The following is a 22,796-nucleotide window of genomic DNA, read 5'->3' on the forward strand; positions in this document are numbered from 1 at the left end:
CCCTGCTGGCTTTCGTTGTGGGGAGCGGCGCGGTCCGGTCCGCTGGCGCTTTGTCTCTCATGCCATTTCAAGGCCTGCCGGGCAAGCCGTCAAATTCAAACGGATGATTGCGCCATTCAATCGGCAAATGAGCCGCCGGGCAGTGCTGCGCCTGCTGCCTCAGGTCTTGCGGATGCCGCAGCCAGCACGGGTTTGCGCCACTTGGCAAATGCGCCCGGCTTGTCGCAAATCACACGGTATTTGGTATGAATTTTGATAAGCTCACGCGCACCATGAACCACCCGCCATCAGCCATGACGCCACAGGATGGCTATCATTTTTCAGACCAGATCGGCCACCTGCTGCGGCGTGTCTATCAGCGCCACACTGCACTCTTCCAGCAATACATTCCCGACTCGCAGCTCACGGCTGCGCAATTCGTGGTGCTGTGCTCCGTGCGCGACAACAGCGGCAGCTCGCTGGCAGACATCGTCAAGGCCACCGTGATCGACCAGGCCACCATCCGCGGCGTGGTGGACCGGCTCAAGCAGCGCGAACTGGTGCAGGTGGACCATGACCGCATCGACCGCCGCAAGGTCGTCATCAACCTCACCGAGGCCGGCCAGGACCTGGTGCGCGACATGGAGCCCTTCGCCAAGCAGATCACCGAAAGCACCTACGGCAGGCTCAATCCGGCCGAGCGCCTGGCGCTGGATTTTTTGCTCAAGAAGATGCTGGAAGGTGGCGAGGCCGACTGAGCCGTTGCAGCCTCCCCAAAAAAACAAAGGCCAGAAGGAAAAATCCTTCTGGCCTTTTTGCTGAGCCGACCTTTCAGTCAGCTCAGGCCGTCATCAATCCAGCGCCCGGTTGCGCGATTCCACATCCACGGCCCAGATCGACAGGGCACCGCCCACCAACATGGCGGACAGCACGGCCAGCGCCAGGGTGAAGTGGGTGGCCATGATGGGCGCAATGATGGCCGGGGCGAACAGGCCGCCGAAGCGCGCCACGGCGCCGGCCATGCCCATGCCGCTGGCGCGCAGGTCGGTGGGGTAGACCTCGGGGGTGAACGCATACAGCGCGCCCCAGGTGCCCAGCAGCGAGAAGCTCATCAGCAGGGTGGAGCCGATGACCACGAAGGGCGACGAGCCCAGGCTGTAGAACATGCAGCCGACGGCGCTGAGCAGCAAAAAGCCGATCAGCGTGGGCTTGCGGCCCCAGCGCTCCACGCCATAGGCCGACAGCGCAAAGCCGGGCAGTTGCACCAGGGCCAGCACCACCAGGAAGACTTGGCCGCGCATGAAGGCGAAGCCCTCGCTGCTGAGCTTGACGGGCAGGTAGACGAAGACACCGTAGTAGGCGATGGAGATCAGCGCCCAGGCCAGGAACAGCGAGAAGCTGCGGCGGCGCAGGTCGCCGTTGAACAGCGCGAGGATAGATTTGCGCTCCTGCTTTTCAGGCTGCAGGGCGGGGATTTCCGCGGTGGTGCCGTTGACCTTGGCCACCCGCTGCAGCACCTTGCGGGCCTCTTCGGACTTGCCGTTGCGGTTGAGGAACATGGGCGACTCGGGGATGTAGAAGCGCAGCACCACGCCGATCAGCGCCGGCAGTCCGGTCACGAAGAAGATCACGCGCCAGGCATCGTCACCCCAGGACACGGCCACCAGCGCCAGGATGGCCAGGAAGATGGTGCCCACGGCCCAGAACGATTCCAGCAGCACCAGCCAGCGGCCGCGGCGGTCGCTGGGCAGGAACTCGGCCATCATGGTGTAGTCCACGGGCAGCGTGCCGCCCACGCCGATGCCGGTGATGAAGCGCAGCACCAGCAGCCAGGCGAACTCGGGCGCAAAGGCCGAGGCCACGCCCGCAAAGGCGTCGATCACCACGGCCATCATCAGCACCGGGCGGCGCCCGATGCGGTCGGCCAGGCGGCCGAAGACGAAGGCGCCGATCAGCATGCCGATGAAGAAGAAGGTGCCGGTCTGCAGCGCCTCGGGCACGGTCTTGCCGAAGGTCTTGGCAATGGACGGCGCGCTGAAGCCGATGGACAGCACCTGCATGGCATCGGCCAGCCAGACCAGCCCGAAGATGACGAACAGCCGATATTGGAACTTGCCGACACCCGCTGTCTGGATGCCTTTTTCCACCGAAATGTATGTAGATGACATGCAGGGACTCCTTTTCTAGCCATCGCAATTGTTGAATCTGTCTTTTCCCAGGCAAGGCCGTTCAGCTTGTGTTGCCGTCTCCTGCCGTGCCTTCCACCCTTCACACATCCGGAGCGAACCGCTCCCTCGGCGCCATCTCCATGGCCCGATGAAAAATTTCCGGATGTCGGTCTCTGCATCCGGGCGATGGGCGCATTGCGGACAGGCTGCACATCGACAGCGCCGCCCGTTGTTGCCCATCACCCGTCCCCAGCATCAGATGTCAGGACCCAGGCCCTGGAGAGATTCCAGGGCAAGGTGTCCATATCCGCGGCATCGCCCCTGCCGCCGCCCATTGCTGCCCATTGCCGCCCTCAGTGCGCATGCGCCTGTGCCTGCATGCGCAGCCGGTTAATCGTCTTCGTGTCGTCTGGCCAAGCTTTTTCCTCCGGTGCAAATCGTTCGCGCAAATATCCGAGCAGGTCCGCGATCTGCCTGTCGTCCAGGCTGTCCCCGAAGCCGGGCATGTAGCCCAGCGCATCGTCGGCCGGCGCCTGTATGCCGTTCAGGATCACCTGGACCAGGTTGTCGGGGCTGGCCGCGTGCAGGTTGGTGTTCAAAGCCAGCTGCGGCTTGACGCCGAACAATGTGGGACCGCTGCCCGCCTCATGGCAGACCGCGCAGGCGTTCTGGTAGATGCGCTCGCCATTGGCATGGCGGTCCAGGGCCCTGGCATGTTGTGCGACCGCAGGCGCCGCCGCCTGCACGGCGGCCGGTGCCGGCATGGCCTGGGCGGCCTGTGGGGCCTGTGGGGCCTGGCCCGGCAGTTCCATCAGATAGGTGGCCATGGCGCGCACATCGGCTTCGGGCAACTGGGCCAGGCCGTGGATGACGGGCGCCATGGGGCCTGCCGCCACGCCGTGGCGGGCCGAGAAGCCGGTGCGCAGGTACTGGTACAGCTCTTCGCGGCTCCAGGGCAGCTTGCCCCCGGCCAGTTGATTGAGCGCGGGCGCCGTCCAGCCTTCGGCCTCGCCGCCGCCCAGGTAGTGGATGCCGGTCTTTTCGGCACCCAGCGCATTGCGCGGCGAGTGGCAGGCCGCGCAGTGGCCCGCGCCTTCGACCAGGTAGGCACCCCGGTTCCATTCGGCGCTGCGCGCGGGGTCGGCCTTGAAGGGCGTGGCGTCGTGGAACAGCAGGTTCCAGCCCGCCATGGCCGGGCGCAGGTTGTAGGGGAAGGCCAGCTGCGTCTCGGGCGCCTTGGCCTTCACGGCGGGCTGGGACATCAGGTAGCCGTAGAGGGCCTGCAGGTCGCCATCGCTGAGCTTGGCGAAGGCCGTGTACGGGAAGGCCGGATACAGCTGGCGCCCATCCTGGTGGATGCCGTGGCGCATGGCGCGCTCGAAGGCCGCGTAGGACCAGCGGCCGATGCCGGTTTCGTTGTCGGGCGTGATGTTGGTGGAGTAGATGGTGCCGAACGGCGTCTCCAGCCCGAAGCCGCCGGCATTGGCCGCGCCGCCCGGGGCCGTGTGGCAAACCACGCAGTCGCCCGCAGCCGCCACCAGGCGGCCGCGCTCCAGGGCCTGCGGCGAGTACAGGGAAACATCGGGTCCGTCGGTCAGCGGCAGGGCTGGCTTCAGCGGCCAGGCCATGGCCGCCATGCCGGCAAGGCCTGCGGCGCCTGCGGCCAGCCAGCCCCAGCCACGGCCGGGCCGCGCCGCACCGGGCTTGCCGGCACCCTCGCCCGCCAGGGCCAGGCGCAGTTGCTCTGGCTGGAAGGGCACTTCGCGCAGGCGCACGCCTGTCGCATGGTGAATGGCGTTGGCAATGGCGGCGGCGGCGGGCAGCGTGGCCACGCCGTCCAGCGCCAGATCGCCCTGGCGGATGACCGCGACATCGCCGGGCGCATGCTGCGCCAGGTCGGAGCCGGGCTTGGCGATCACATCGAAAGAAGCAGCGGAAGCTGTGGACCCTGCCCAGTCGTCAAAAGCGGGGGCCGCGCCCAGCAGCCGGCGCGCGTCGGCCAGCAATTGCGGGTCCTGCTGGACGATCTCGGGCCGCGTGCTGGCGGCCTGCGCCGCTTGCAGGCTGCGGCTGTCATGGCCGGCCACGACGCGGGTCACTTCGATCTCGCCCGTTTGCGGGTGCACGGCCACCTCGGCCACCCAGGCGCTCCAGGCATGGAGATCGGCGCCCTGCGCGTCCAGGGTCTGCAGTTGGGCGGTGGCAAAGCCCCGGCCCAGCAGGCGGCCGTCGGCACCCTGGTGGGATGGTGCCTGCTGCGATGCCTGCGCACGCTCGGCTACCTGCCGGGCCAGATCGCGCACCGGGCCTTCGGGCAGGTGCTGCAGCCGCCATTGCAGCGGATCACGGCCCTGGTCCAGCGCCTGCTCATGCCAGTGGCTTTCGCGGGCGAAGACCTGGGCGGCATTCAGATCATCGACGCCGGCATGCCGCAGGCTGGCGGCCAGCCTGCGTTCATGCACTTCGCCGGCATCGAGCACGGTGGCCAGGGCCGCGGCGCGCGCCAGCTCGGGCTGGCTCAACAGGCGCGCCATGCTGGGGCGCACGGCCCAGGGCGTGTCGGACAGCAGCAGGTCTGGCTGTGGCGATGCATTGCCCGGCTGAGGCTGCACCACCGTGTCGGCTTCAAGCCCTTGCGAAGGCTGCGCACCCACGCGCAGCACCAGCTCCCGGCTGTCTGCGCTGCCTGCAGCAGTCCAGGCCTCGCAGGCCACGCTGACAGGCCGGCCCACGGCCTGGGACAGCAGGGCCGCATCGGCCGCAGCGTCCATGAGATCCAGCACATGCGGGGTGCCGGCCGCCGTGGCCGGCAGGCTGAACAGCCGCAGCGCGGACTCGGGGCATTGCAGCAATGCGGCCAGTTCACGGCCGATCATCTGCCGCACATCAGCGTCACAGGGCGGCAGCCAGACGCTGGCATGGCCGTCCAGGCACCACACGGCTGCGCGTGCGGCACCCTCGCAAGACACGGGCGCCGCCATGCGCCAGACATAGCGGCCGGCATCGGGCAGGTCGGCCTTGTCGGCCTTGTCGGCTCTGTCGGCAGCACGGGGCGCGCTGGCGGCCCTGGCTTCCTGCCGGTCGTCCCAGGCAGGGGCCAGGCCGGCAGCGGCCTGCCGGGCATGGACAGGCGCCACGGCCACCACGCCCAGAAAATGCCCGCGCTGCACCGCAGCCACCACGCCGGCCATGGCCTGGGCGTCCTGCAGCCGTGCATGCAGGGGCACGCTGCCCCGGTAGCGCAGACCGTCCCAGGCCGCGACGGGCGGGCGCAGCGCCAGGCCGTGCAGCAGGTCGGAAGGCAGGGCGGGAGTGTTGCCGGTCGGGCTCATGGCTGGACCTCGCCCGCGCTGGAAGATGGAAAACCGGAGGGTGCCTGCAGCGCGGCGCGTTGCGCCCGCAGCTGCACGGCACGCAGGGCGGCCTGCATGATTTCCACATGCGTGCCGCAGCGGCACAGGTTGTGGTGCAGCTCGTTGCGCAGCTCCTGCTCGGTGGGATTGGGGTTGCGGCGCAGCAGGGCCTCCACGGTCATGATCATGCCGTTGAGGCAGTAGCCGCACTGGGCCGCCTGGCAGTCGATGAAGGCCTGCTGCGTGGGGCCGGGGCACTGGCGCGAGCCCAGGCCTTCCAGCGTGGTGACCTCGCGGCCCACGGCCGCCCGCACGGGGATCACGCAGGAACGCGCGGCCACGCCATCGATCAGCACCGTGCAGGCGCCGCATTCGCCCAGGCCGCAGCCGTACTTGGGCCCGTTCAGCTCCAGGTCATTGCGCAGCACATGCAGCAGCGCCGTCCCGGGCGCTGCCGGCACCTCGCATGCGCGTGCATTGACCTGCAGGCGGATGGGGCTGGGGGTACTGCTTGGATGGACTGGGGTTCCCATGGGACGAGGCTCTTGCAACTTGGCTGCGGTTCAGGATGTCGGCGTTCTGCGGCCGGACAGGAGGGGGGGGATTCCCTCCCCTCCCCTCGTCCGGCAAGGCAGCGAGTATCAGGCCGCTGCCTTGACCTTGGGCTCGACCAGGGGCACGTTGAACACGTCGTAGCCGAAGCACCAGGACGGATCTTCGTTGGTGCGCAGCCAGGTGTTGTCGTGCGAGATGCGCTGCACCTTGCTGGCGCGCTCGGCACGGTTGGCTTCGTACAGGGCGAAGGCCAGCTCATGGTTGTGCGCGCCGACTTCCTTGAGGCAGCGCGCCAGCATGGCGCCGTCCTCGATGGCCATGGCCGCACCCTGGGCCATGTGGGGCTTCATGGGGTGGCAGGCATCGCCCAGCAGCACCAGGCGGCCACGGCTCCACAGCGGCAGCGGATCGCGCTCGAGCAGCGACCACTTGGTCACTTCCACGGTGGCGTCGATCAGTGCCTGCACGGTGGGATGCCAGCCCGAGAAGGCCTCGCGCATCTCTTCCTTGCTGCTTTCCAGCCAGCGGTCGTTGAGATCCCACTTCTCGACGGGCACGCCGGTCACGTAGTACAGCTCGTCGGCCTTGCCCGTGACGAAGTAGGTCATCATGTGGCGGTCATCGCTCCACCACTTCACGCAGGCGTCGAAGGGCAGCATGCCGGCCTTGACTTCGGGCGTGGGGAACACGGCGCGGTGGGCCAGGTAGCCCGCGTACTTGGGCAGCTCCGGGCCCAGCAGTTCCTCGCGGATGCGGGAGTTCACGCCATCGGCGCCGATGACGATGTCCGCCTCCTCGGTCGTGCCGTCCGCGAAGTGCATGACCACCACGTTGCCGCGGTCCTCCACCTTGGTCAGGAACTTGCCGTAGGCCATCACGCTGTCGGGCAGGGCCTCGACCAGCAGCGCATGGAAGTCGCCACGGTGCACGGTCAGGTAGCTGGCGCCGTATTCCTTGACGGCGTAGTCGCCCAGCGGAATCTGGGCCAGCACGTCGCCCGTCTGCCAGTGGCGGCTGTACCAGTAGTCGGGATGCGAGCCCTGCTCGTTGAGCGCGTCCTCGATGCCGATGCGGCGCAGGATCTTCATCACATTGGGCCCGACGTGGATGCCGGCTCCCAGGCGCGAGAAGCTGGGCGCCTGCTCATAGACGCGGACATTGAAGCCTTCCTGGAGCAGCAGCTTGGCAGCTGCAGCCCCGCCGAGACCGGCGCCGACAACGGCGATTCGAGGGGATTGAGACACAGTTTTCTCCTTGCAGGAATGTTGAAAGCCAGACGGGGCAACCGTTGCTTCGGCGCGTCCTTGCAGGGTGTACAGCAGGAAGCGTGCCAGGCAACAAAACACTTAATTCAGGTGTATGCACTTGAATTTTTCAAATCGACGCATGCACCATAGGGCGGCAGAATAAATTGAATTTCGCCATTTTTGGTGCAATTTCTGCACCAAATCAGTACAAACCCCGAGCAAATTCTCATTTGCAAGGCGGCACGTCTTTTGCAAGAATAAAGCGTACACACTCAGTTGATTCTGATCAGAAACCCTCGAAACTTCGCAAAGGCAAGTCCATGACCAAAACGTTCCGCATCGGCCAGATCGTCCCCAGCTCCAACACCACCATGGAGACCGAAGTGCCGGCCATGCTGCAGGCCCACTCCACGCTGCGCCCGCAGGACCGCTTCACCTTCCACTCCAGCCGCATGCGCATGAAGAAGGTGCAAAAGGAGGAGCTGGCCGCCATGGACGCCGAAAGCGACCGCTGCGCGCTGGAGCTGAGCGACGCGCGCGTGGACGTGCTGGGCTATGCCTGCCTGGTGGCCATCATGGCCATGGGCAAGGGCTACCACCGCGTCTCGCAGCAGCGCCTGACCGAGCGCACGGCCAGCAATGGCGCCACCGCCCCGGTGATCACCAGCGCCGGCGCGCTGGTGGAGGCGCTCAAGGTCATGGGCGCCAAGAAGATCGCCCTGGTGGCGCCCTACATGATTCCGCTGACCCAGCTGGTCATGGACTACGTGGCCGCCGAAGGCTTCGAGATCGTGGACTGGCGCGCGCTGGAGATCCCCGACAACCTGGACGTGGGCCGCCACGACCCCGCCAAGCTGCCCGGCATCGTGGCCGGCATGAACTACGCCGACGCCGACGTGATCGTGCTGTCGGCCTGCGTGCAGATGCCCTCGCTGCCGGCCGTGGCCCAGGTCGAGGCCCAGACCGGCAAGCCCGTGCTGACCGCCTCCATCGCCACCACCTATGCCATCCTCAAGGAACTGGGGCTGGACCCCGTGGTGCCGGGCGCGGGCGCGCTGCTGTCGGGCGCCTATCCCTACGACACCGGCACCAGCGCAGCCAAGGCCTGAGGAACACACGCATGACCAGCCACTCCAGTTCCCCCACCCCCAGCACATTCCGCTACGGCGGCAACGTCCACGCCAACGGCATCCGCCAGCACTATCTGCGCTACGGCGGCGCCGAGGGCGAACGCGCGCAGCGCGACGCCGTCATCCTGATCCCCGGCATCACCAGCCCGGCCGTGACCTGGGGCTTCGTGGCCGAGCACCTGGGCCGCCAGTTCGACACCTATGTGCTGGACGTGCGCGGGCGCGGCCTGTCGTCCTCCGGCCCGGGCCTGGACTACAGCCTCGATGCCCAGGCCGCCGACGTGGCCGCCTTCGCCCAGGCCCTGGGCCTGCAGCGCTGGGCGCTGGTCGGCCACTCCATGGGCGGGCGTATTGCCGTGCGCGCCGCACGCAGCCAGCCGGCCGGGCTCACGCGCCTGGTCATCGTCGATCCGCCGGTCTCCGGCCCCGGCCGCCGCGCCTACCCGGCCGCCCTGCCCTGGTATGTGGACTCCATCCGCCAGGCCACACTGGGCATGGATGCCGAGGCCATGCGCGCCTTCTGCCCCACCTGGACCGAAGAGCAGCGCCAGTTACGCGCCCAGTGGCTGCACACCTGCCACGAGCCGGCCATCGTGCAGAGCTTCGAGGACTTCGGCCGTGACGACATCCATGCCGACCTGCCCCGCATCCAGCACCCGCTGCTGCTGGTCACGGCCGAGCGCGGCGACGTGGTGCGCAGCGAGGACGTGGCCGAGTGGCAAGGCCTGGCACCCCAGACCGAGCATGTGCGCGTGCCCAATGCCGGCCACATGATCCCCTGGGACAACGAGGCCGGCTTCTACGCTGCGCTCGGCGATTTCCTCGGCGCGCGGGTGGACTGAATGTCCAACCGCAGCCCACTCCCATCCATCGCGACACCAAGGAGCCGACCATGTCCGTCAGCGATATCGATCTGATCCACGCCTGGAAGCAGGTGCTCACGCTGTCCCGGCTCGAAGCCGGCCAGACCGTCACCGTGCTCACAGGCGCCGACACGCACCCGCAGACGCTGCGCTGCGCCATTGCCGCCTCCAGCGAAATGGGTGCGCGCGTCAACCGCCTGGACCTGCCGCCCGTCAATGCCGAAAAATCACTGAGCCGCGACTCGCTGGCCTACCTGGGCACGACGCCGCTGACCGGCAACCCCGCCGCCATCGCCGCGCTCAAGGCCAGCGACCTGGTGCTGGACCTGATGACCCTGCTGTTCTCGCCCGAGCAGCACGAGATCCTGCAGACCGGCACCAAGATCCTGCTGGCCGTGGAGCCGCCCGAAGTGCTGTGCCGCCTGGTGCCCACCGAGGGCGACCGTGCGCGCGTGCAGGCCGCATCCAAGCTGATCGAGGCCGCCGGCCAGATGCACATCACCTCGGCCGCGGGCACCGACCTGCGCTGCCGCCTGGGCAGCTTCCCGGCCATCTGCGAATACGGCTTCGTGGACCAGCCCGGCCGCTGGGACCACTGGCCCAGCGGCTTCGTGCTGACCTGGCCCGACGAGGGCGAGAGCAACGGCCGCGTGGTGCTGGACCGGGGCGACATCCTGCTGCCCATGAAGGACTACGTGACCGAGCCCATCGAACTCGTCATCGAAAAGGGCTACGTCACGCGCATCAGCGGCGGCCTGCAGGCCGACATCCTCAAGGAGTACATGGCCTCCTACGAGGACCCCGAGGCCTATGCCGTCTCCCACATCGGCTGGGGGCTGCAGCCGCGCGCCCACTGGTCCATGCTGGCCCACTACAACAAGGAAACCCACATCGGCATGGACGCCCGCGCCTTCGAGGGCAACTTCCTGTGGTCCATGGGCCCCAACAACGAGGCCGGGGGCAGCCGCACCACGGCCTGCCACATCGACATTCCCATGCGCCACTGCTCGGTGGCGCTGGACGGCAAGCCCACGGTCATCGACGGCGTGGTGCAGGACGAGGAAGGACTGGCGCGCGCCGCCAAAAGGTCCAAGCAAGGAAAGGACATCGCATGACCACGACAACTACCGGCCAGGCCACCGGCGCGCAGAGCGTTCCCACCGAGGGCGTGCAGGGCGACATCTCTGCCTACGCGCGCCAGGGCTTCGGCACGCCGCTGCCGCTCAAGGCCCCGTTCGGCCTGCTCATCATCGACTTCGTCAACGGCTTTGCCGACCCGGCCGTGTTCGGCGGCGGCAACATCCCCGAAGCCATCGCGCAGACGCAGCACCTGCTGGCCCATGCGCGCGAGCGCGGCTGGCCCGTGGCGCACAGCCGCATCGTGTTCTCGGACGACGATGCCGACCACAACATCTTCTGCCTGAAGGTGCCCGGCATGCTGACCCTGAAGGAAGACAGCCCCAACAGCGCCATCGTGCCCCAGCTGGCCCCGGCCGCTGGCGAATACGTGGTGCGCAAGAGCACGCCCTCGGCCTTCTTCGGCACCATGCTCGCACCCTGGCTGGCCCAGCGCGGCGTGCAGACCCTGCTGGTGGCCGGCTGCGTGACCAGCGGCTGCGTACGCGCCAGCGTGGTCGATGCCATGCAGTCGGGCTTTCGCCCGCTGGTCGTGGCCGACTGCTGCGGCGACCGCGCCCTGGGCCCGCACGAAGCCAATCTGTTCGACATGGCCCAGAAGTACGCGGCGGTGATGCCGCTGAGCCAGGCCATCGCCGACACCGACGCCCTCGCCGCAGGTTGATCCCACCGCGCCAACGCGCCTATGGGGCCGGCCCTGCGCAGCCGGCCCCGGAGTGCATAACATGCACAGGGCACGCCTGAAAGCGTGCCCGCGAAGAACACCGCCCCATGAACCTGCCCCAGCCCCAAGCCCTGCACGCACAGCTGCTCACGCGAGCCGACACCCTGCTCGTGGTGCGCCAGCCCGTGGCGCCGCCGCGCCCTGCGCCCGGCCAGCCCGGCACGGCCACCGACTATGTGCAGTCCACGCCCGAGGTCTTCGTGGCCGTGCTGGCCGACGAAGCCGCGCCCCAGGGCTGGCGCGCCCTGGCCTTCAACGGCCATGTGGACCTGGGCACGGGCATACGCACGGCCCTGGCGCAGATCGTGGCGGAAGAGCTCGAAGTGCCTCTGGAGCGCCTAGACATGGTGCTGGGCCACACGGCCGCCGCGCCCAACCAGGGCCCGACCATTGCCAGCGCCAGCATCCAGATCTCGGCCGTGCCGCTGCGCCGCGCCGCCGCCCAGGCGCGCGAGCAGCTGCTGGCACTGGCCGCGCAGCAATGGAGCGTGGCGGCGGACCGGCTCCAGGCGCGCGAAGGCCTGGTGCGCTTTGCCGATGGCAGCGATGCCCGCGAACTCGGCTATGGCGATCTGCTGCGCGGCCAGCAACTGCAGCTGACGCTGGCCCCGCCCGATCAGGAAGTGAAGCTCAAGCCCGCTAGCGAATACCGGCTCGTCGGCCGTGGCGCGGCGCGCGTGGACATCCCTGCCAAGGCCACGGGCGAGCTGAGCTTTGTCCATGATGTGCGCGTGCCCGGCATGCGCCATGGCCGCGTCATCCGCCCTCCGCACCCGGGCCGCGACGGCGGCGATTTCATCGGCCGCTGCCTAGTGGCCGTGGAGCGCGACTCCGTGGCCCACCTGCCCGGCAACGTGCAGGTGGTCACCGAAGGTGATTTCGTCGGCGTGGTCGCCGACCGCGAGGAACAGGCCATTGCCGCCATGCGCGCGCTGCGCGTGCAATGGCAGGCCGTGCCGCCGGCGCCCGACCTGTCTGACTTGGCCGCAGCCATCCGCGCCAATCCGGCCCAACACCGTGCGCTAGTGGACCAGGGCACTGTGGACGATGCCTTCGCGGGCGTCGGCACGGGTGCGGCCACCGAACTGCGCCGCAGCTACGTCTGGCCCTACCAGATGCATGCCTCCATCGGCCCGTCCTGCGCCGTGGCCGATTTCAGCGGGGGCCGTCTCAAGCTCTGGGCCGGCACGCAGAACCCCCACATGCTGCGCACCGACCTGGACCGCCTGCTGCAACTGGGCGAGGACCGCATCGAGATCGTGCGCCTGGAGGCGGCCGGCTGCTACGGCCGCAACTGCGCCGACGATGTCTGCGCCGACGCCGCCCTGCTGTCCATGGCCGTGGGTGCGCCCGTGCGCGTGCAGCTCACGCGCGAGCAGGAACACCAGTGGGAGCCCAAGGGCACGGCCCAGCTCATGGACGTGAGCGCAGCCATCGATGCCCGGGGAGAACTGCTGGCCTACGACTTTGCCGTGCGCTACCCCTCCAACGACGCGCCGCTGCTGGCCCTGCTGCTCACCGGCCGCATCCCGGGCGAGCCGCGCACGCTGGAGATGGGTGACCGCACGGCCGTGCCGCCCTACCGCTATGCCAGCCAGCGTATCACCTGCCATGACATGGCGCCCATCGTGCGCTCGTCCTGGCTGCGCGGCGTCTCGGCCCTGCCAAATTCCTTTGCCCACGATTGCATGATCGACGAGCTGGCCCATGCGGCCGGTGCCGACCCCGTGGACTACCGTGTTCGCCACCTCGATGACCCGCGCGCCGTCGAGCTGATCGAGGCCACGGCCCGCCACGCAGGCTGGCAGCAAAACCAGCCGGGAAGCCGGGGCCGCCCCGGCGCCGACGGCCTGCTGCACGGGCGCGGCGTGGCCTATGCGCGCTATATCCACAGCCGCTTTCCCGGCTTCGGTGCGGCCTGGGCCGCCTGGGTCATCGACATCGACGTGGACCCCGCCAGCGGCCGCATCGCCGTGCGGCGACTGGTCGTGGGCCAGGACACGGGAATGATGGTCAACCCCGACGGCGTGCGCCACCAGATCCACGGCAACGTCATCCAGACCCTGAGCCGCAGCCTGATGGAGAAGGTCGCCTTCAACGAGCAAGGCGTGGCCAGCCGCGAGTGGGGCAGCTACCCCATCATCGGCTTCCGCGACCTGCCTCCCATCGAAGTGGTGCTGATGCCGCGCCAGGACGAGCCCCCCATGGGCGCAGGCGAATCGGCCTCGGTGCCCGGCCCGGCCGCGCTGGCCAATGCGCTGTTCGACGCCACCGGCCGGCGCTTCTATGCCGCGCCGTTCACGCCCGACGTGGTGCGCGCCGCACTGAATGCCGCGCCGAACGCCACGCCAGAGACTGCGCTGGCAGGGCAGAGGGCACAGCCGGCCTAGTTTTTCAGCGCCCCCGCATGCCGCAGGCACTGCGCACGCCAACCGGCGTCGTCCTGCAGTTGCAGCGCCGCCTGCAGAGCGCGCGTGGGTGCCACGCCCTGCTGGGCCATGAAGCCTATGGGCGTGACCAGTTCGGGCGAGCGCAGCGGCCGGGCCACCAGGCCCGGCATGTGGCGCACCGTGGCCACCATGGCGCCGGGCAGCACGGTGGTCATGCCATCCGTTCCTTGCGCCACGGCCATCACCAGGGTCAGCACGGAGTTGGTTTCCATGGCGGGCTGCACGGCCATGTCCACGGCGGCGAAGGCCTCGTCGATCACCGTGCGGTTGTGCATGTCGGGCGTGAGAAGGCACAGCGGCATGCCGGCCACGTCGCGCCAGGCGATGTCGGCGCCAAAGGCAAAGGGCCGGCCCTCGCCCTGCCCATCGCGGCACTCGCGGCACAGCAGGTAGTAATGCTCCTCGTACTGCGGCCAGGACTGCAGGCGCGGGCCGCGCGGCGGCATGCGCGCGCTGTAGCCCAGGGCCAGGTCCAGGGACAGGTCTTCGAGCCCGCTCTCGATCTCGGCCGAGCTCATGGACAGCACCACGGGCGTGATGCCCGGATGGTGCTCGCGCAGCAGGGCCGCAAAGCGCGTGAGCATGGGCATGGCCGTGGGCACGGCCGCCATGCGCAGCTGCCCGCGCAGCGCGCCGGCGGCGGCGCTCAGTTCCTGGCGCAGGCCTTCCTCGGCCCGCAGCATGGCCAGGGCCGTGGCCAGCACCTGATCGCCCTCGGGCGTGAAGCCCGCGAACGAGCGGCCCCGGCGCACGATGACCGTGCCGAACTCCTCCTCCAGCGCGCGAAGCGCATTGGACAGCGCCGGCTGGGTGATGTGGCATGCCAGCGCCGCGCGGCCGAAATGGCGGTGCTCGTTGAGCGCCGCCAGATACCGCATCGAGGTCAGCAGGTTCATGCCGGCAGCGCCAGAAGGGTCAGGTTCCCTGGCTCACCGTGATGGTGGGGAACTTGCTCGTGAAATCGCGTGCCTTGAGCGCCACCTTCACGGCCAGGTCGCGTGCCACCTTCTTGTAGATCTGCGCGGCCTCGCTGTCGGGCTCGGCCACCACGGTGGGCTTGCCGCTGTCGGCCTGCAGGCGGATCTGCAGCGACAGGGGCAGGGCGCCCAGGTAGTCGATGCCGTACTCGGCCGCCATCTGCTTGCCGCCCTCGGCGCCGAAGATGTGCTCCACATGGCCGCAGTTGGTGCAGACGTGGGCCGCCATGTTCTCCACCAGGCCCAGGATGGGCACGCCCACCTTCTCGAACATCTTCACGCCCTTCTTGGCGTCGATCAGGGCAATGTCCTGGGGCGTGGTGACGACCACGGCGCCCGTCATGGGCACGCGCTGGGCCAGCGTCAGCTGGATGTCGCCGGTGCCGGGCGGCATGTCCACCAGCAGGTAGTCCAGATCCTTCCAGTTGGTCTGGCGCAGCATCTGCTCCAGCGCCTGCGTGGCCATGGGGCCGCGCCAGATCATGGCCTGGTCGTTGTTGACCAGGAAACCGATGGACATGACCTGCACGCCATGGCTTTCCATGGGCTCCATGGTCTTGCCGTCGGGGCTTTCGGGGCGGCCGGAGATGCCCATCATCATGGGCTGGCTGGGGCCGTAGATGTCGGCGTCCAGGATGCCCACGCGCGCGCCCTCGGCGGCCAGCGCCAGCGCCAGGTTGGCCGTGGTCGTGCTCTTGCCCACGCCGCCCTTGCCGGACGAGATGGCGATGATGTTCTTGACACCCGGCAGCAGCTGCACGCCGCGCTGCACCGCATGCGCGGCGACCTTGGACGTGATGTTGACCGAGACATTGCCCACACCCTCGACGGTCTTGGCCGCCGCGACGAACTGGCCGCGCAGCGCCGGCACCAGGCTTTGCGCCGGATAGCCCATCTCCACGTCGAAGGCCACGTCGGCCCCCGTGACCTGCAGGTTGCGCAGGGCGCGGGTGCTCACATAGTCCTTGCCGGTGTGGGGGTCGAGCACGCTGGAGAGCGCGGCCAAGAGCGCTTGTTCTGTGACTGCCATTGCTTTGATTACTCCTAGAGCCGGATAGTCTATCCAAGGCACCATCCCCTCGCTCACGCGAGACAATGCGGGCCTTGCTGCCTTTGCGGCCCCTGTTCCCGCCTTTTTCCGCGAAAGATCCGCCCCGTGAAATTCAAGATGGCCCACAACTCCCTGTTCGCGATCCTGCTGCGCTCGCGCTGGTGGATCAGCATCGCGCTGGCCGCGCTGGTGACCCTGGTGTCCACGGCGCTGCTGCCCAAGGACATCGCGCCGTTCGCCGCCATCACCGCCCTGCCCTTCTTCGGCATAGGCTGCGTTGCCGCCTGGCGCCAGCTGCGCGCGCCCAGCCCCGCCAAGGTGGAGCAGGCCCTGGAGATTGCGGCCCAGCAAAGCTGGCGCGAGTTCGCCGATCGGCTCGATCGCGCCTGGCAGGCCGAGGGCTACACCGTGACCCGCCTGTCCGACAAGGACGGCGCCGACTTCGTGCTGGAACGCGAAGGCCGCACCACCGTGGCCAGCGCCAAGCGCTGGAAGGCCGGCGTGCACGGCATGGAGCCGCTGCGCGCCCTGCTGGCCGCAGGCCAGGCGCGCGATGCGGCCACGGTCTGCTACCTGTCGCTGCAGCCGCCGGCCGAGAATGCGGCCGCCTGGGCCAAGCAGCAGGGCATCGCCCTGATCTCCGGCAAGGACCTGGGCTCCCTGCTGGCCAAGGCCTGATCCCTTCGGGGTCATCCCCTGATCTGATGACGGCCGGCGCGCGGCACACTCCAGGCATGCCCGATGCCGCGCCCTCACCCGACTCCAGCCTCCCACCCCCCAGCACCGGACTGCTGCTCAGCGGCGGCGGCGCCCGCGCCGCCTACCAGGCCGGCGTGCTGGAGGCCATTGCCGAGATACGCCGCGCCTGCGGCCAGCAGCATGGCCCCAATCCCTTCCCCATCCTGGTCGGCACCTCGGCCGGCGCCATCAACGCAGCGGCCCTGGCCTGCGGCAGCGACCATTTCGACCGGGCCGTGCGCCGCATGTCGCGCATCTGGCGCAACCTGCGGCCTGAGGACATCTACCTGTCCGACTCGCTGAGCGTGCTGCGCAGCGGCGCGCGCTGGCTGACCCTGCTGTCGCTGGGCTGGGCCCTGGCGCGCTGGGGCCGCATGCGCCCGCGTTCGCTGCTGGACAACCAGCCGCTGGGCCGGCTGCTGTCGCGTGGCCTGGTTCCGCTGGAACGCCTGCCGCAATTGATCGCGGACGGCCACCTGCGCGCGCTGGCGGTGTCCGCCTCCAGCTACACCACCAGCGAGCACGTGACCTTCTGCCAGGCGCAGGACCAGCTCCAGCCCTGGGTGCGCAACCAGCGCAAGGCCGCGGCCGCCCAGATCACGCACGCGCACCTGCTGGCCTCCTCGGCCATCCCCTTCATCTTTCCGGCCACGCCGCTGCCGCTGGACGGCGCCACCGAATACTTCGGCGACGGCTCCATGCGCCAGACCGCGCCGCTGGCGCCCGCCATCCACCTGGGCGCCGAGCGCATCCTCGTCGTGGGCGCGGGCCGGCGCACCGAGCCGCCGGCCAGGCCGCCGCCAGAAGGCGCAAGCTACCCGTCGCTGGCCCACATCGCGGGCCACACGCTGTCCAGCATCTTCCTGGACGCCCTGTCCCTGGACGTGGAGCGCGCCGAGCGCATCAACCAGACCCTGGCCCTGATCCCCCCCGCCGACCGCGAACGCAGCCGGCTGCGCCCGCTGCAGCTGCTGGTCATCTCGCCCTCCGAGCGCATAGACGCCATCGCCGCGCGCCATGTGGGCCAGTTGCCGCTACCCATGCGCACCCTGCTGGGCGCCCTGGGCGTGCGCCAGGACGCCAGTGACCCGCGCGGCGCCGCCCTGGCCAGCTACCTGCTGTTCGAGCGCAGCTTCACCCGCGAACTCATGGCCCTGGGCCGGCGCGACGCGCTGGCGCGGCGCAGCGACATAGAGCAGTTCCTGGGCTGGCAACGGCCGCTGGTCGCCAACTGACGGCCTGCAGCCAACAGGCCTAGCGCAGCGAAGGCCCGCAACAACTCCCTGGTATGTCGGCCTGCACGGAAAAGCCATCGCCGCCCCACAACCGCCCAGCCCTTCTAGAATGTCAGGTTCCCCCGAGAAAGCCGCCATCCATGACCGCACGCAAACTCTTCGTCACCACCGCCCTGCCGTACGCCAACGGCAACTTCCACATCGGCCACATCATGGAATACATCCAGGCCGATACCTGGGTGCGTGCGCAGCGAATGCAGGGCAACGCGGTCAACTTCGTGGGCGCCGATGACGCCCACGGCGCGCCCATCATGATTGCGGCCGAGAAAGCCGGCAAGACGCCCCAGCAGTTCGTGGCCGACATCGCCGCAGGCCGCAAGCAGTACCTGGACGGCTTCCACATCGCCTTCGACAACTGGCACAACACCGACGCGCCCGAAAACCATGTGCTGGCCCAGCAGATCTACAGGGACCTGAAGGCTGCCGGCTTCATCGAGACGCGCACCATCGAGCAGTTCTTCGACACCGAGAAGAACATGTTCCTGCCCGACCGCTTCATCAAGGGCGAATGCCCGCGCTGCCATGCCAAGGACCAGTACGGCGACAACTGCGAGGTCTGCAGCGCCGTCTACGCGCCCACCGACCTGATCAATCCCTACTCGGCGCTGTCCGGCGCCAAGCCCGTGCTCAAGAGCTCGGAGCATTTCTTCTTCAAGCTGTCGGACCCGCGCTGTGTGGAGTTCCTGACCGAGTGGACCCAGGACGGCCAGCATGTGCAGCCCGAGGTGGCCAACAAGATCAAGGAATGGTTCGGCGTGCGCACCAACCCGGACGGCACGACCAGCGAGGGCCTGGGCGACTGGGACATCTCGCGCGACGCGCCCTACTTCGGCATCGAGATCCCCGATGCGCCGGGCAAGTACTTCTACGTCTGGCTGGACGCGCCCGTGGGCTACCTGGCCTCGCTCAAGAACCTGCTGGACCGCCGTGGCGAGGACTACGAGGCCTACATGGCCGACCCCACGCTGGAGCAGTACCACTTCATCGGCAAGGACATCATCACCTTCCACACGCTGTTCTGGCCCGCCATGCTGAAGTTCAGCGGCCGCAAGACGCCCACCAAGATCTGCGTGCACGGCTTCATGACCGTGAACAACGGCGAGAAGATGAGCAAGAGCCGCGGCACCGGCCTGGACCCGCTCAAGTACCTGGGCCTGCAGATGAACCCCGAGTGGCTGCGCTACTACCTGGGCGCCAAGCTCAACGGCAAGAATGAAGACATCGACTTCAACCCCGATGACTTCATGGCCCGCGTCAATTCCGACCTGATCGGCAAGTACGTGAACATCGCCTCGCGCGCGGCCGGCTTCATCGCCAAGCGCTTCGGCGGCCAACTGGGCACGGTCAGCGAAGACGGCCAGGCCCTGCTGGCCCAGCTGCGCGGCCAGAGCGAGGCCGTTGTCCAGGCCTTCGAGAACCGCGACACGGCCCGCGCCGTGCGCGAAATCATGCAGCTGTGCGACCGCGTCAACGAATACGTGGATGCCAACAAGCCCTGGGAGCTGGCCAAGCAGGAAGGCATGGACGCCCGCCTGCAGGACGTGTGCACCACCTGCATCGAGGCCTTCCGCCTGCTGACCATCTACCTGAAGCCCATCCTGCCGGCCGTGGCCGAACAGGTGGAAGGCTTCCTGAACGTGGCGCCGCTGCAGTTCGCCGACGCACAGAGCCTGCTGGGCGCCGGCCATGCCATCGGCCTGTACAAGCACCTGATGCAGCGCGTGGACGTCAAGCAGCTGGAGGCCCTGTTCGAGGCCCCCGAGCCCGTGGTCGAGAAGGTCCTGCCCGGCGGCGAGGAGATTGCCGAAACCATCAGCATCGACGACTTCGCCAAGGTGGACCTGCGCATCGCCAAGATCGTGGAATGCAAGCCCGTGGAAGGCTCGACCAAGCTGCTGCAGCTCACGCTGGACGTGGGCGAAGGCAAGACACGCAACGTGTTCTCCGGCATCTCCAGCATGTACCAGCCCGAGCAGCTGCAGGGCAAGCTCACCGTGATGGTGGCCAACCTGGCGCCGCGCAAGATGAAGTTCGGCATCTCCGAAGGCATGGTGCTGGCAGCCAGCCACGCCGATGAGAAGGCCAACCCCGGCATCTACGTGCTGGAGCCCTTCCCCGGTGCCACACCTGGCATGCGTATACATTGAAATGCCCCCTGAGTCGCTTCGCGCCTTCCCCCTGAAGGGGGGCATACGGGCACCCGGCGACACCCTCGGTGCGGGGCGGCCCTTCCTCGGCGTCCCTGACTTAGGCTCTGCCGGTTTCAAAGATTGCGCACAGTGTGTTGGACGACAATCATGAAGTCTGCAAAGTCCCGCAAGCCCTCACGGTCCCCGGCCCTGGGGGCTTTTCTTTGCCTGTGCGCCACCGCCCTGCTGTCCGGCTGCACCGTGGTGGCCGTGACCGCCACGGCGGTCAGCGTCACGGCATCTGCCGTGGGGCTGGCCGCGGATGCGGCCGTGGGCACGGTCAAGATCGTCGGCAAGGGAGTGGGCAAGGCCGTCGATGCGATGAGCGATGACGGGGCAGCCGCAGACAACAGCGGCATCACGGTCCGCTACCGCACGCCCGATGGGCAGCCTTTGACGCCCTGAGGCTACTGCCCCGCGTAGCGCCCGGGCCGGTGGCTCACGGCCAGGAACACGCCCATGACCACGGCCGCCAGCACCGACCAGGCCACGCGCTCGAAGGGCACGACCCACAGCGCCAGCAGCACCACGCAGCAGTCGATGGCCATCTGCACCTTGCCGGCGCGGATGCCGTAGCGGTCCTGCAGATAGAGCGAGGCAATGGTGGCGCCGCCCAGGCTGGAGCGGTGGCGCGCCAGGAACAGCAGGCCCGAGCCCATGAGCAGGCCGCCCGCAATGGCGGCAAAGGCCGGGTGCAGGTAGTCGATGTGGATGAGGCGCGGCCCCATTTCGGTGATCAGCGACAGCGCGCCCACGCAGATGAAGGTCTTGACCGTGAAGGTGCGGCCCACGCGCGTCCAGGCAAACCAGTAGAACGGAATGTTGATCGCGAAGAAGACCAGGCCGAACGGCCAGCCCGTGGCGTAGTGCAGCACGAAGGCCAGGCCCGCCGTGCTTCCCGTCAAAAGCCCCGCCTGGGCGAACATCATCATGGCGATGCCCACGAACAGGGTTCCGGTGAAGAGGGCCTGGACATCCTCGAAGAGGCCATGGCGCAGCGAAGCGGTGGCCGGGACAGGCGCAGCGGGCGCGGCAGCGGGTAGGGAAGGCGTGGACATTGTCGGGGTGATGACAGATCTATCGTCGCAAAGGCCCCGGTTCGGGGCCTTCACCGTACCCATGGGGTGTCATAGGTACAAACCCGGATTCTAGAGATTGTTGCCCCGGCGCGCTGTGGCGTGCAGGGTACAGCGCATCGCAGGATGCTTGCAGGAACTTGCAAGGGCCTGCTGTCAGGCGCCGCCGTGCAGTTTCTCGCGGCCCGCGCTGCGCAGCACGCGTCCGTCGGGCCCGAAGGTCACGGTGAACTCCATGTCGCGCGTGGGGGGATCGATGTAGTTCCAGTCCCAGTCGGTTTCCTGCTTGAGCTGGTAGGGCGTGATCTTGGCGGGCTTGCCCAGCATGCGGCGCACCTGCTCCTCGTCCATGCCGGGGCGGATCTTCTCGAAGTTGTGCGGCGCCAGCACCTGGCGCAGCGCGCTCATGCGTCCATCGGTGCCGATGGTGATCATGTAGTTGCGGCTGCCGGCGGGCTGGCGGTTGTACTCGAAGGTGCGCGAGCCGTCCGGCTCCGTCCAGATGCGTTCGGGCTCGCCAAAGCGGGCGCGGACGTCGGCCTCGGTGGACAGGCCTTCTTCGAGTTCCTTGATGTTTTGGGGATCGCAGCCGGGCAGCGAGAGCATGCCCATCACGGCGACGGCAACCCCCAGAAGACGGGAGACTAGGTTCATCGGCGGTGTCCCGGTAAAATCACGCGATTCAAGAGGTTATCAGACTATGTCATTCTTTCGCCGCCCCGACTATCGCTCCGACGCCACCAACTTCATCAACGATCTGAAGAAGCAAAAGCCCGAGCTGCCCAGCCAGCAACTGGCCGGCCGCTCTCTGCTGTGGGACAAGGACGTGAACCACGAAGTCTGGGAAGACCTGCGCGCCGGCCGCGTGGACCAAAAGCCCTACGTCTACCAGACGAACTCCTGATTGCCCATGCGATGAAAAATCAGCCTGTTCCCACCGTGCACCCTGCGCATGCGGCATTCGCCCAGGCAGCAAGGCATGGCCGAGGCTGAATCCGCGCTGGCGCCTGCGGGCGCCTCCGCCACATCCCCCCCTCCTGGCGACGGCACTCCGGTCGTGATCGACCAGGTGGCTTTGGCGCGCCTGTACGGCGAGCCGCTGTTCGCCCTGCCGCAGGACCTGTACATCCCGCCCGATGCGCTGGAGGTCTTCCTCGAAGCCTTTGAAGGGCCGCTGGACCTGTTGCTGTACCTGATCCGCAAGCAGAACTTCAACATCCTCGACATTCCCATGCTGGACGTGACGCGCCAGTACATGCGCTATGTCGACGAGATCCGCAGCCGCAACCTCGAGCTGGCGGCAGAGTACCTGCTGATGGCGGCCATGCTCATCGAGATCAAGTCGCGCATGCTGCTGCCGCCCAAGAAGCAGGAAGGCGGCGAAGAGGCCGAGGACCCGCGCGCCGAGCTGGTGCGTCGGCTGCTCGAGTACGAGCAGATCAAGCTCGCTGCCCACCAGCTCGGCCAGGTGCCGCACTACGGACGCGACTTCCTCAGGGCCCAGATCCACATCGAGCAGAACCTGCAGCCGCGCTTTCCCGATGTGGACGTGGCCGAGCTGCAATCGGCCTGGCGCGACATTCTCAAGCGCGCCAAGCTCGTGCAAAGCCACAAGATCACGCGCGAGGAACTCTCGGTGCGCGAGTACATGAGCCAGGTGCTCAAGGCCCTGCAGGGCCGGCGCTTCGTCGAGTTCGAGACCCTGTTCCAGCCCGAGAAAGGCTCGACCGTGCTGGTCGTGACCTTCATCGCCCTGCTGGAGCTGGCCAAGGAAACGCTGATCGAGATCACCCAGGCCGAAGCCTTTGCGCCCATCTACGTGCGCCTGGCCTATACGCCCGTCTAGCGGGCACGGACACAGGCA

General features: G+C 68.1%; 20 protein-coding genes. 12 read left to right on the plus strand and 8 right to left on the minus strand.

The features are described 5' to 3' along the window. Nucleotides 1–293 precede the first annotated feature (293 nt). Nucleotides 294–737, plus strand: coding sequence for a MarR family winged helix-turn-helix transcriptional regulator (locus IB269_RS10095; protein WP_174549389.1), 444 nt, complete (start codon nucleotides 294–296; stop codon nucleotides 735–737). 93 nt (nucleotides 738–830) lie between these two features. Here IB269_RS10095 and IB269_RS10100 read toward each other — a convergent pair whose 3' ends face one another. The 4 genes from IB269_RS10100 to IB269_RS10115 all read right to left on the minus strand — a co-directional run bounded on the left by IB269_RS10100 (nucleotide 831) and on the right by IB269_RS10115 (nucleotide 7,299). Further along, nucleotides 831–2,147, minus strand: coding sequence for an MFS transporter (locus IB269_RS10100; protein WP_063327080.1), 1,317 nt, complete (start codon nucleotides 2,145–2,147; stop codon nucleotides 831–833). 353 nt (nucleotides 2,148–2,500) lie between these two features. Beyond that, a complete protein-coding gene (locus IB269_RS10105; RefSeq protein WP_192367088.1) occupies nucleotides 2,501–5,479 on the minus strand; it encodes a cytochrome c in 2,979 nt (992 codons plus the stop codon). Continuing rightward, nucleotides 5,476–6,033, minus strand: coding sequence for a (2Fe-2S)-binding protein (locus IB269_RS10110; RefSeq protein WP_012203779.1), 558 nt, complete (start codon nucleotides 6,031–6,033; stop codon nucleotides 5,476–5,478). The genes IB269_RS10105 and IB269_RS10110 overlap by 4 nt, the downstream gene beginning before the upstream one ends. Nucleotides 6,034–6,141: 108 nt before the next feature. Further along, the gene (locus IB269_RS10115; RefSeq protein WP_012203778.1) at nucleotides 6,142–7,299 is read right to left on the minus strand and encodes an FAD-dependent monooxygenase; all 1,158 of its coding nucleotides are present in this window, start codon (nucleotides 7,297–7,299) and stop codon (nucleotides 6,142–6,144) included. A 323-nt stretch (nucleotides 7,300–7,622) separates the two neighbouring features. Between IB269_RS10115 and IB269_RS10120 the strand changes: the two genes are divergently transcribed. The 5 genes from IB269_RS10120 (at nucleotide 7,623) to IB269_RS10140 (ending at nucleotide 13,546) form a co-directional block, all read left to right on the plus strand. Further along, complete coding sequence (locus tag IB269_RS10120) at nucleotides 7,623–8,411, plus strand: Asp/Glu racemase (protein ID WP_012203777.1); 789 nt, start codon at nucleotides 7,623–7,625, stop codon at nucleotides 8,409–8,411. Between the two features lie 11 nt (nucleotides 8,412–8,422). Next, nucleotides 8,423–9,274 carry an alpha/beta fold hydrolase gene (locus IB269_RS10125; RefSeq protein ID WP_192367089.1) on the plus strand — a complete coding sequence of 284 codons (852 nt, stop codon included), beginning with the start codon at nucleotides 8,423–8,425 and terminating at the stop codon, nucleotides 9,272–9,274. A 50-nt stretch (nucleotides 9,275–9,324) separates the two neighbouring features. Then, nucleotides 9,325–10,410, plus strand: a complete 1,086-nt coding sequence (locus IB269_RS10130) for a hypothetical protein (protein ID WP_012203775.1) — start codon at nucleotides 9,325–9,327, stop codon at nucleotides 10,408–10,410. Next, nucleotides 10,407–11,096, plus strand: coding sequence for an N-carbamoylsarcosine amidohydrolase (locus IB269_RS10135; protein ID WP_063327083.1), 690 nt, complete (start codon nucleotides 10,407–10,409; stop codon nucleotides 11,094–11,096). Before IB269_RS10130 ends, IB269_RS10135 begins: the two co-directional genes overlap by 4 nt. Nucleotides 11,097–11,203: 107 nt before the next feature. Continuing rightward, nucleotides 11,204–13,546 (plus strand): xanthine dehydrogenase family protein molybdopterin-binding subunit, encoded by a 2,343-nt coding sequence (locus IB269_RS10140; RefSeq protein ID WP_192367090.1) that lies wholly within the window; start codon nucleotides 11,204–11,206, stop codon nucleotides 13,544–13,546. Here IB269_RS10140 and IB269_RS10145 read toward each other — a convergent pair. Both IB269_RS10145 and apbC read right to left on the minus strand, forming a co-directional pair. Then, nucleotides 13,543–14,502: a LysR family transcriptional regulator gene (locus tag IB269_RS10145; protein ID WP_192367091.1), complete on the minus strand. Its 960-nt coding sequence runs from the start codon at nucleotides 14,500–14,502 to the stop codon at nucleotides 13,543–13,545. The two genes, IB269_RS10140 and IB269_RS10145, sit on opposite strands and share 4 nt — an antisense overlap. 19 nt (nucleotides 14,503–14,521) lie before the next feature. Next, nucleotides 14,522–15,613: an iron-sulfur cluster carrier protein ApbC gene (gene apbC, locus IB269_RS10150; protein ID WP_012203771.1), complete on the minus strand. Its 1,092-nt coding sequence runs from the start codon at nucleotides 15,611–15,613 to the stop codon at nucleotides 14,522–14,524. A 138-nt stretch (nucleotides 15,614–15,751) separates the two neighbouring features. On the opposite strand from apbC, the gene IB269_RS10155 reads away from it, so the two are divergent. The 4 genes from IB269_RS10155 (at nucleotide 15,752) to IB269_RS10170 (ending at nucleotide 20,261) form a co-directional block, all read left to right on the plus strand. Beyond that, nucleotides 15,752–16,312, plus strand: coding sequence for a restriction endonuclease (locus IB269_RS10155; RefSeq protein WP_034398227.1), 561 nt, complete (start codon nucleotides 15,752–15,754; stop codon nucleotides 16,310–16,312). 56 nt (nucleotides 16,313–16,368) lie between these two features. After that, nucleotides 16,369–17,607: a patatin-like phospholipase family protein gene (locus IB269_RS10160; RefSeq protein WP_013803901.1), complete on the plus strand. Its 1,239-nt coding sequence runs from the start codon at nucleotides 16,369–16,371 to the stop codon at nucleotides 17,605–17,607. A gap of 140 nt (nucleotides 17,608–17,747) precedes the next feature. Then, nucleotides 17,748–19,814 carry a methionine--tRNA ligase gene (gene metG / locus IB269_RS10165; protein ID WP_192367092.1) on the plus strand — a complete coding sequence of 689 codons (2,067 nt, stop codon included), beginning with the start codon at nucleotides 17,748–17,750 and terminating at the stop codon, nucleotides 19,812–19,814. Nucleotides 19,815–19,964: 150 nt separating this feature from the next. Then, nucleotides 19,965–20,261, plus strand: a complete 297-nt coding sequence (locus IB269_RS10170) for a hypothetical protein (RefSeq protein WP_192367093.1) — start codon at nucleotides 19,965–19,967, stop codon at nucleotides 20,259–20,261. 2 nt (nucleotides 20,262–20,263) lie between these two features. Here the strand turns inward: IB269_RS10170 and IB269_RS10175 are convergent, their stop codons facing one another. Both IB269_RS10175 and bamE read right to left on the minus strand, forming a co-directional pair. Next, entirely contained in the window at nucleotides 20,264–20,914 is a 651-nt protein-coding gene (locus IB269_RS10175) for a YitT family protein (protein ID WP_013803904.1), read from the minus strand. 174 nt (nucleotides 20,915–21,088) lie between these two features. Then, complete coding sequence (gene bamE / locus IB269_RS10180; protein WP_012203765.1) at nucleotides 21,089–21,586, minus strand: outer membrane protein assembly factor BamE; 498 nt, start codon at nucleotides 21,584–21,586, stop codon at nucleotides 21,089–21,091. Nucleotides 21,587–21,632: 46 nt separating this feature from the next. Between bamE and IB269_RS10185 the strand changes: the two genes are divergently transcribed. Together IB269_RS10185 and IB269_RS10190 are read left to right on the plus strand one after the other, a co-directional pair. Further along, nucleotides 21,633–21,836 (plus strand): DUF3460 family protein, encoded by a 204-nt coding sequence (locus IB269_RS10185; RefSeq protein ID WP_012203764.1) that lies wholly within the window; start codon nucleotides 21,633–21,635, stop codon nucleotides 21,834–21,836. Nucleotides 21,837–21,911: 75 nt separating this feature from the next. Then, nucleotides 21,912–22,778 carry a segregation and condensation protein A gene (locus tag IB269_RS10190; RefSeq protein ID WP_013803906.1) on the plus strand — a complete coding sequence of 289 codons (867 nt, stop codon included), beginning with the start codon at nucleotides 21,912–21,914 and terminating at the stop codon, nucleotides 22,776–22,778. Nucleotides 22,779–22,796: the final 18 nt, after the last annotated feature.

This window comes from Delftia sp. DLF01 (genome assembly GCF_014852125.1).
Lineage (GTDB): Bacteria > Pseudomonadota > Gammaproteobacteria > Burkholderiales > Burkholderiaceae_C > Comamonas > Comamonas acidovorans.

Excerpts from the sequence above, each read along its gene's own strand:
- IB269_RS10095 (WP_174549389.1), top strand. The coding sequence starts at position 294 with ATGACGCCACAGGATGGCTATCATTTTTCAGACCAGATCGGCCACCTG.
- IB269_RS10100 (WP_063327080.1), bottom strand. The coding sequence starts at position 2,147 with ATGTCATCTACATACATTTCGGTGGAAAAAGGCATCCAGACAGCGGGT.
- IB269_RS10105 (WP_192367088.1), bottom strand. The coding sequence starts at position 5,479 with ATGAGCCCGACCGGCAACACTCCCGCCCTGCCTTCCGACCTGCTGCAC.
- IB269_RS10110 (WP_012203779.1), bottom strand. The coding sequence starts at position 6,033 with ATGGGAACCCCAGTCCATCCAAGCAGTACCCCCAGCCCCATCCGCCTG.
- IB269_RS10120 (WP_012203777.1), top strand. The coding sequence starts at position 7,623 with ATGACCAAAACGTTCCGCATCGGCCAGATCGTCCCCAGCTCCAACACC.
- IB269_RS10125 (WP_192367089.1), top strand. The coding sequence starts at position 8,423 with ATGACCAGCCACTCCAGTTCCCCCACCCCCAGCACATTCCGCTACGGC.
- IB269_RS10130 (WP_012203775.1), top strand. The coding sequence starts at position 9,325 with ATGTCCGTCAGCGATATCGATCTGATCCACGCCTGGAAGCAGGTGCTC.
- IB269_RS10135 (WP_063327083.1), top strand. The coding sequence starts at position 10,407 with ATGACCACGACAACTACCGGCCAGGCCACCGGCGCGCAGAGCGTTCCC.
- IB269_RS10140 (WP_192367090.1), top strand. The coding sequence starts at position 11,204 with ATGAACCTGCCCCAGCCCCAAGCCCTGCACGCACAGCTGCTCACGCGA.
- IB269_RS10145 (WP_192367091.1), bottom strand. The coding sequence starts at position 14,502 with ATGAACCTGCTGACCTCGATGCGGTATCTGGCGGCGCTCAACGAGCAC.
- apbC (WP_012203771.1), bottom strand. The coding sequence starts at position 15,613 with ATGGCAGTCACAGAACAAGCGCTCTTGGCCGCGCTCTCCAGCGTGCTC.
- IB269_RS10155 (WP_034398227.1), top strand. The coding sequence starts at position 15,752 with ATGGCCCACAACTCCCTGTTCGCGATCCTGCTGCGCTCGCGCTGGTGG.
- IB269_RS10160 (WP_013803901.1), top strand. The coding sequence starts at position 16,369 with ATGCCCGATGCCGCGCCCTCACCCGACTCCAGCCTCCCACCCCCCAGC.
- metG (WP_192367092.1), top strand. The coding sequence starts at position 17,748 with ATGACCGCACGCAAACTCTTCGTCACCACCGCCCTGCCGTACGCCAAC.
- IB269_RS10170 (WP_192367093.1), top strand. The coding sequence starts at position 19,965 with ATGAAGTCTGCAAAGTCCCGCAAGCCCTCACGGTCCCCGGCCCTGGGG.
- IB269_RS10175 (WP_013803904.1), bottom strand. The coding sequence starts at position 20,914 with ATGTCCACGCCTTCCCTACCCGCTGCCGCGCCCGCTGCGCCTGTCCCG.
- bamE (WP_012203765.1), bottom strand. The coding sequence starts at position 21,586 with ATGAACCTAGTCTCCCGTCTTCTGGGGGTTGCCGTCGCCGTGATGGGC.
- IB269_RS10185 (WP_012203764.1), top strand. The coding sequence starts at position 21,633 with ATGTCATTCTTTCGCCGCCCCGACTATCGCTCCGACGCCACCAACTTC.
- IB269_RS10190 (WP_013803906.1), top strand. The coding sequence starts at position 21,912 with ATGGCCGAGGCTGAATCCGCGCTGGCGCCTGCGGGCGCCTCCGCCACA.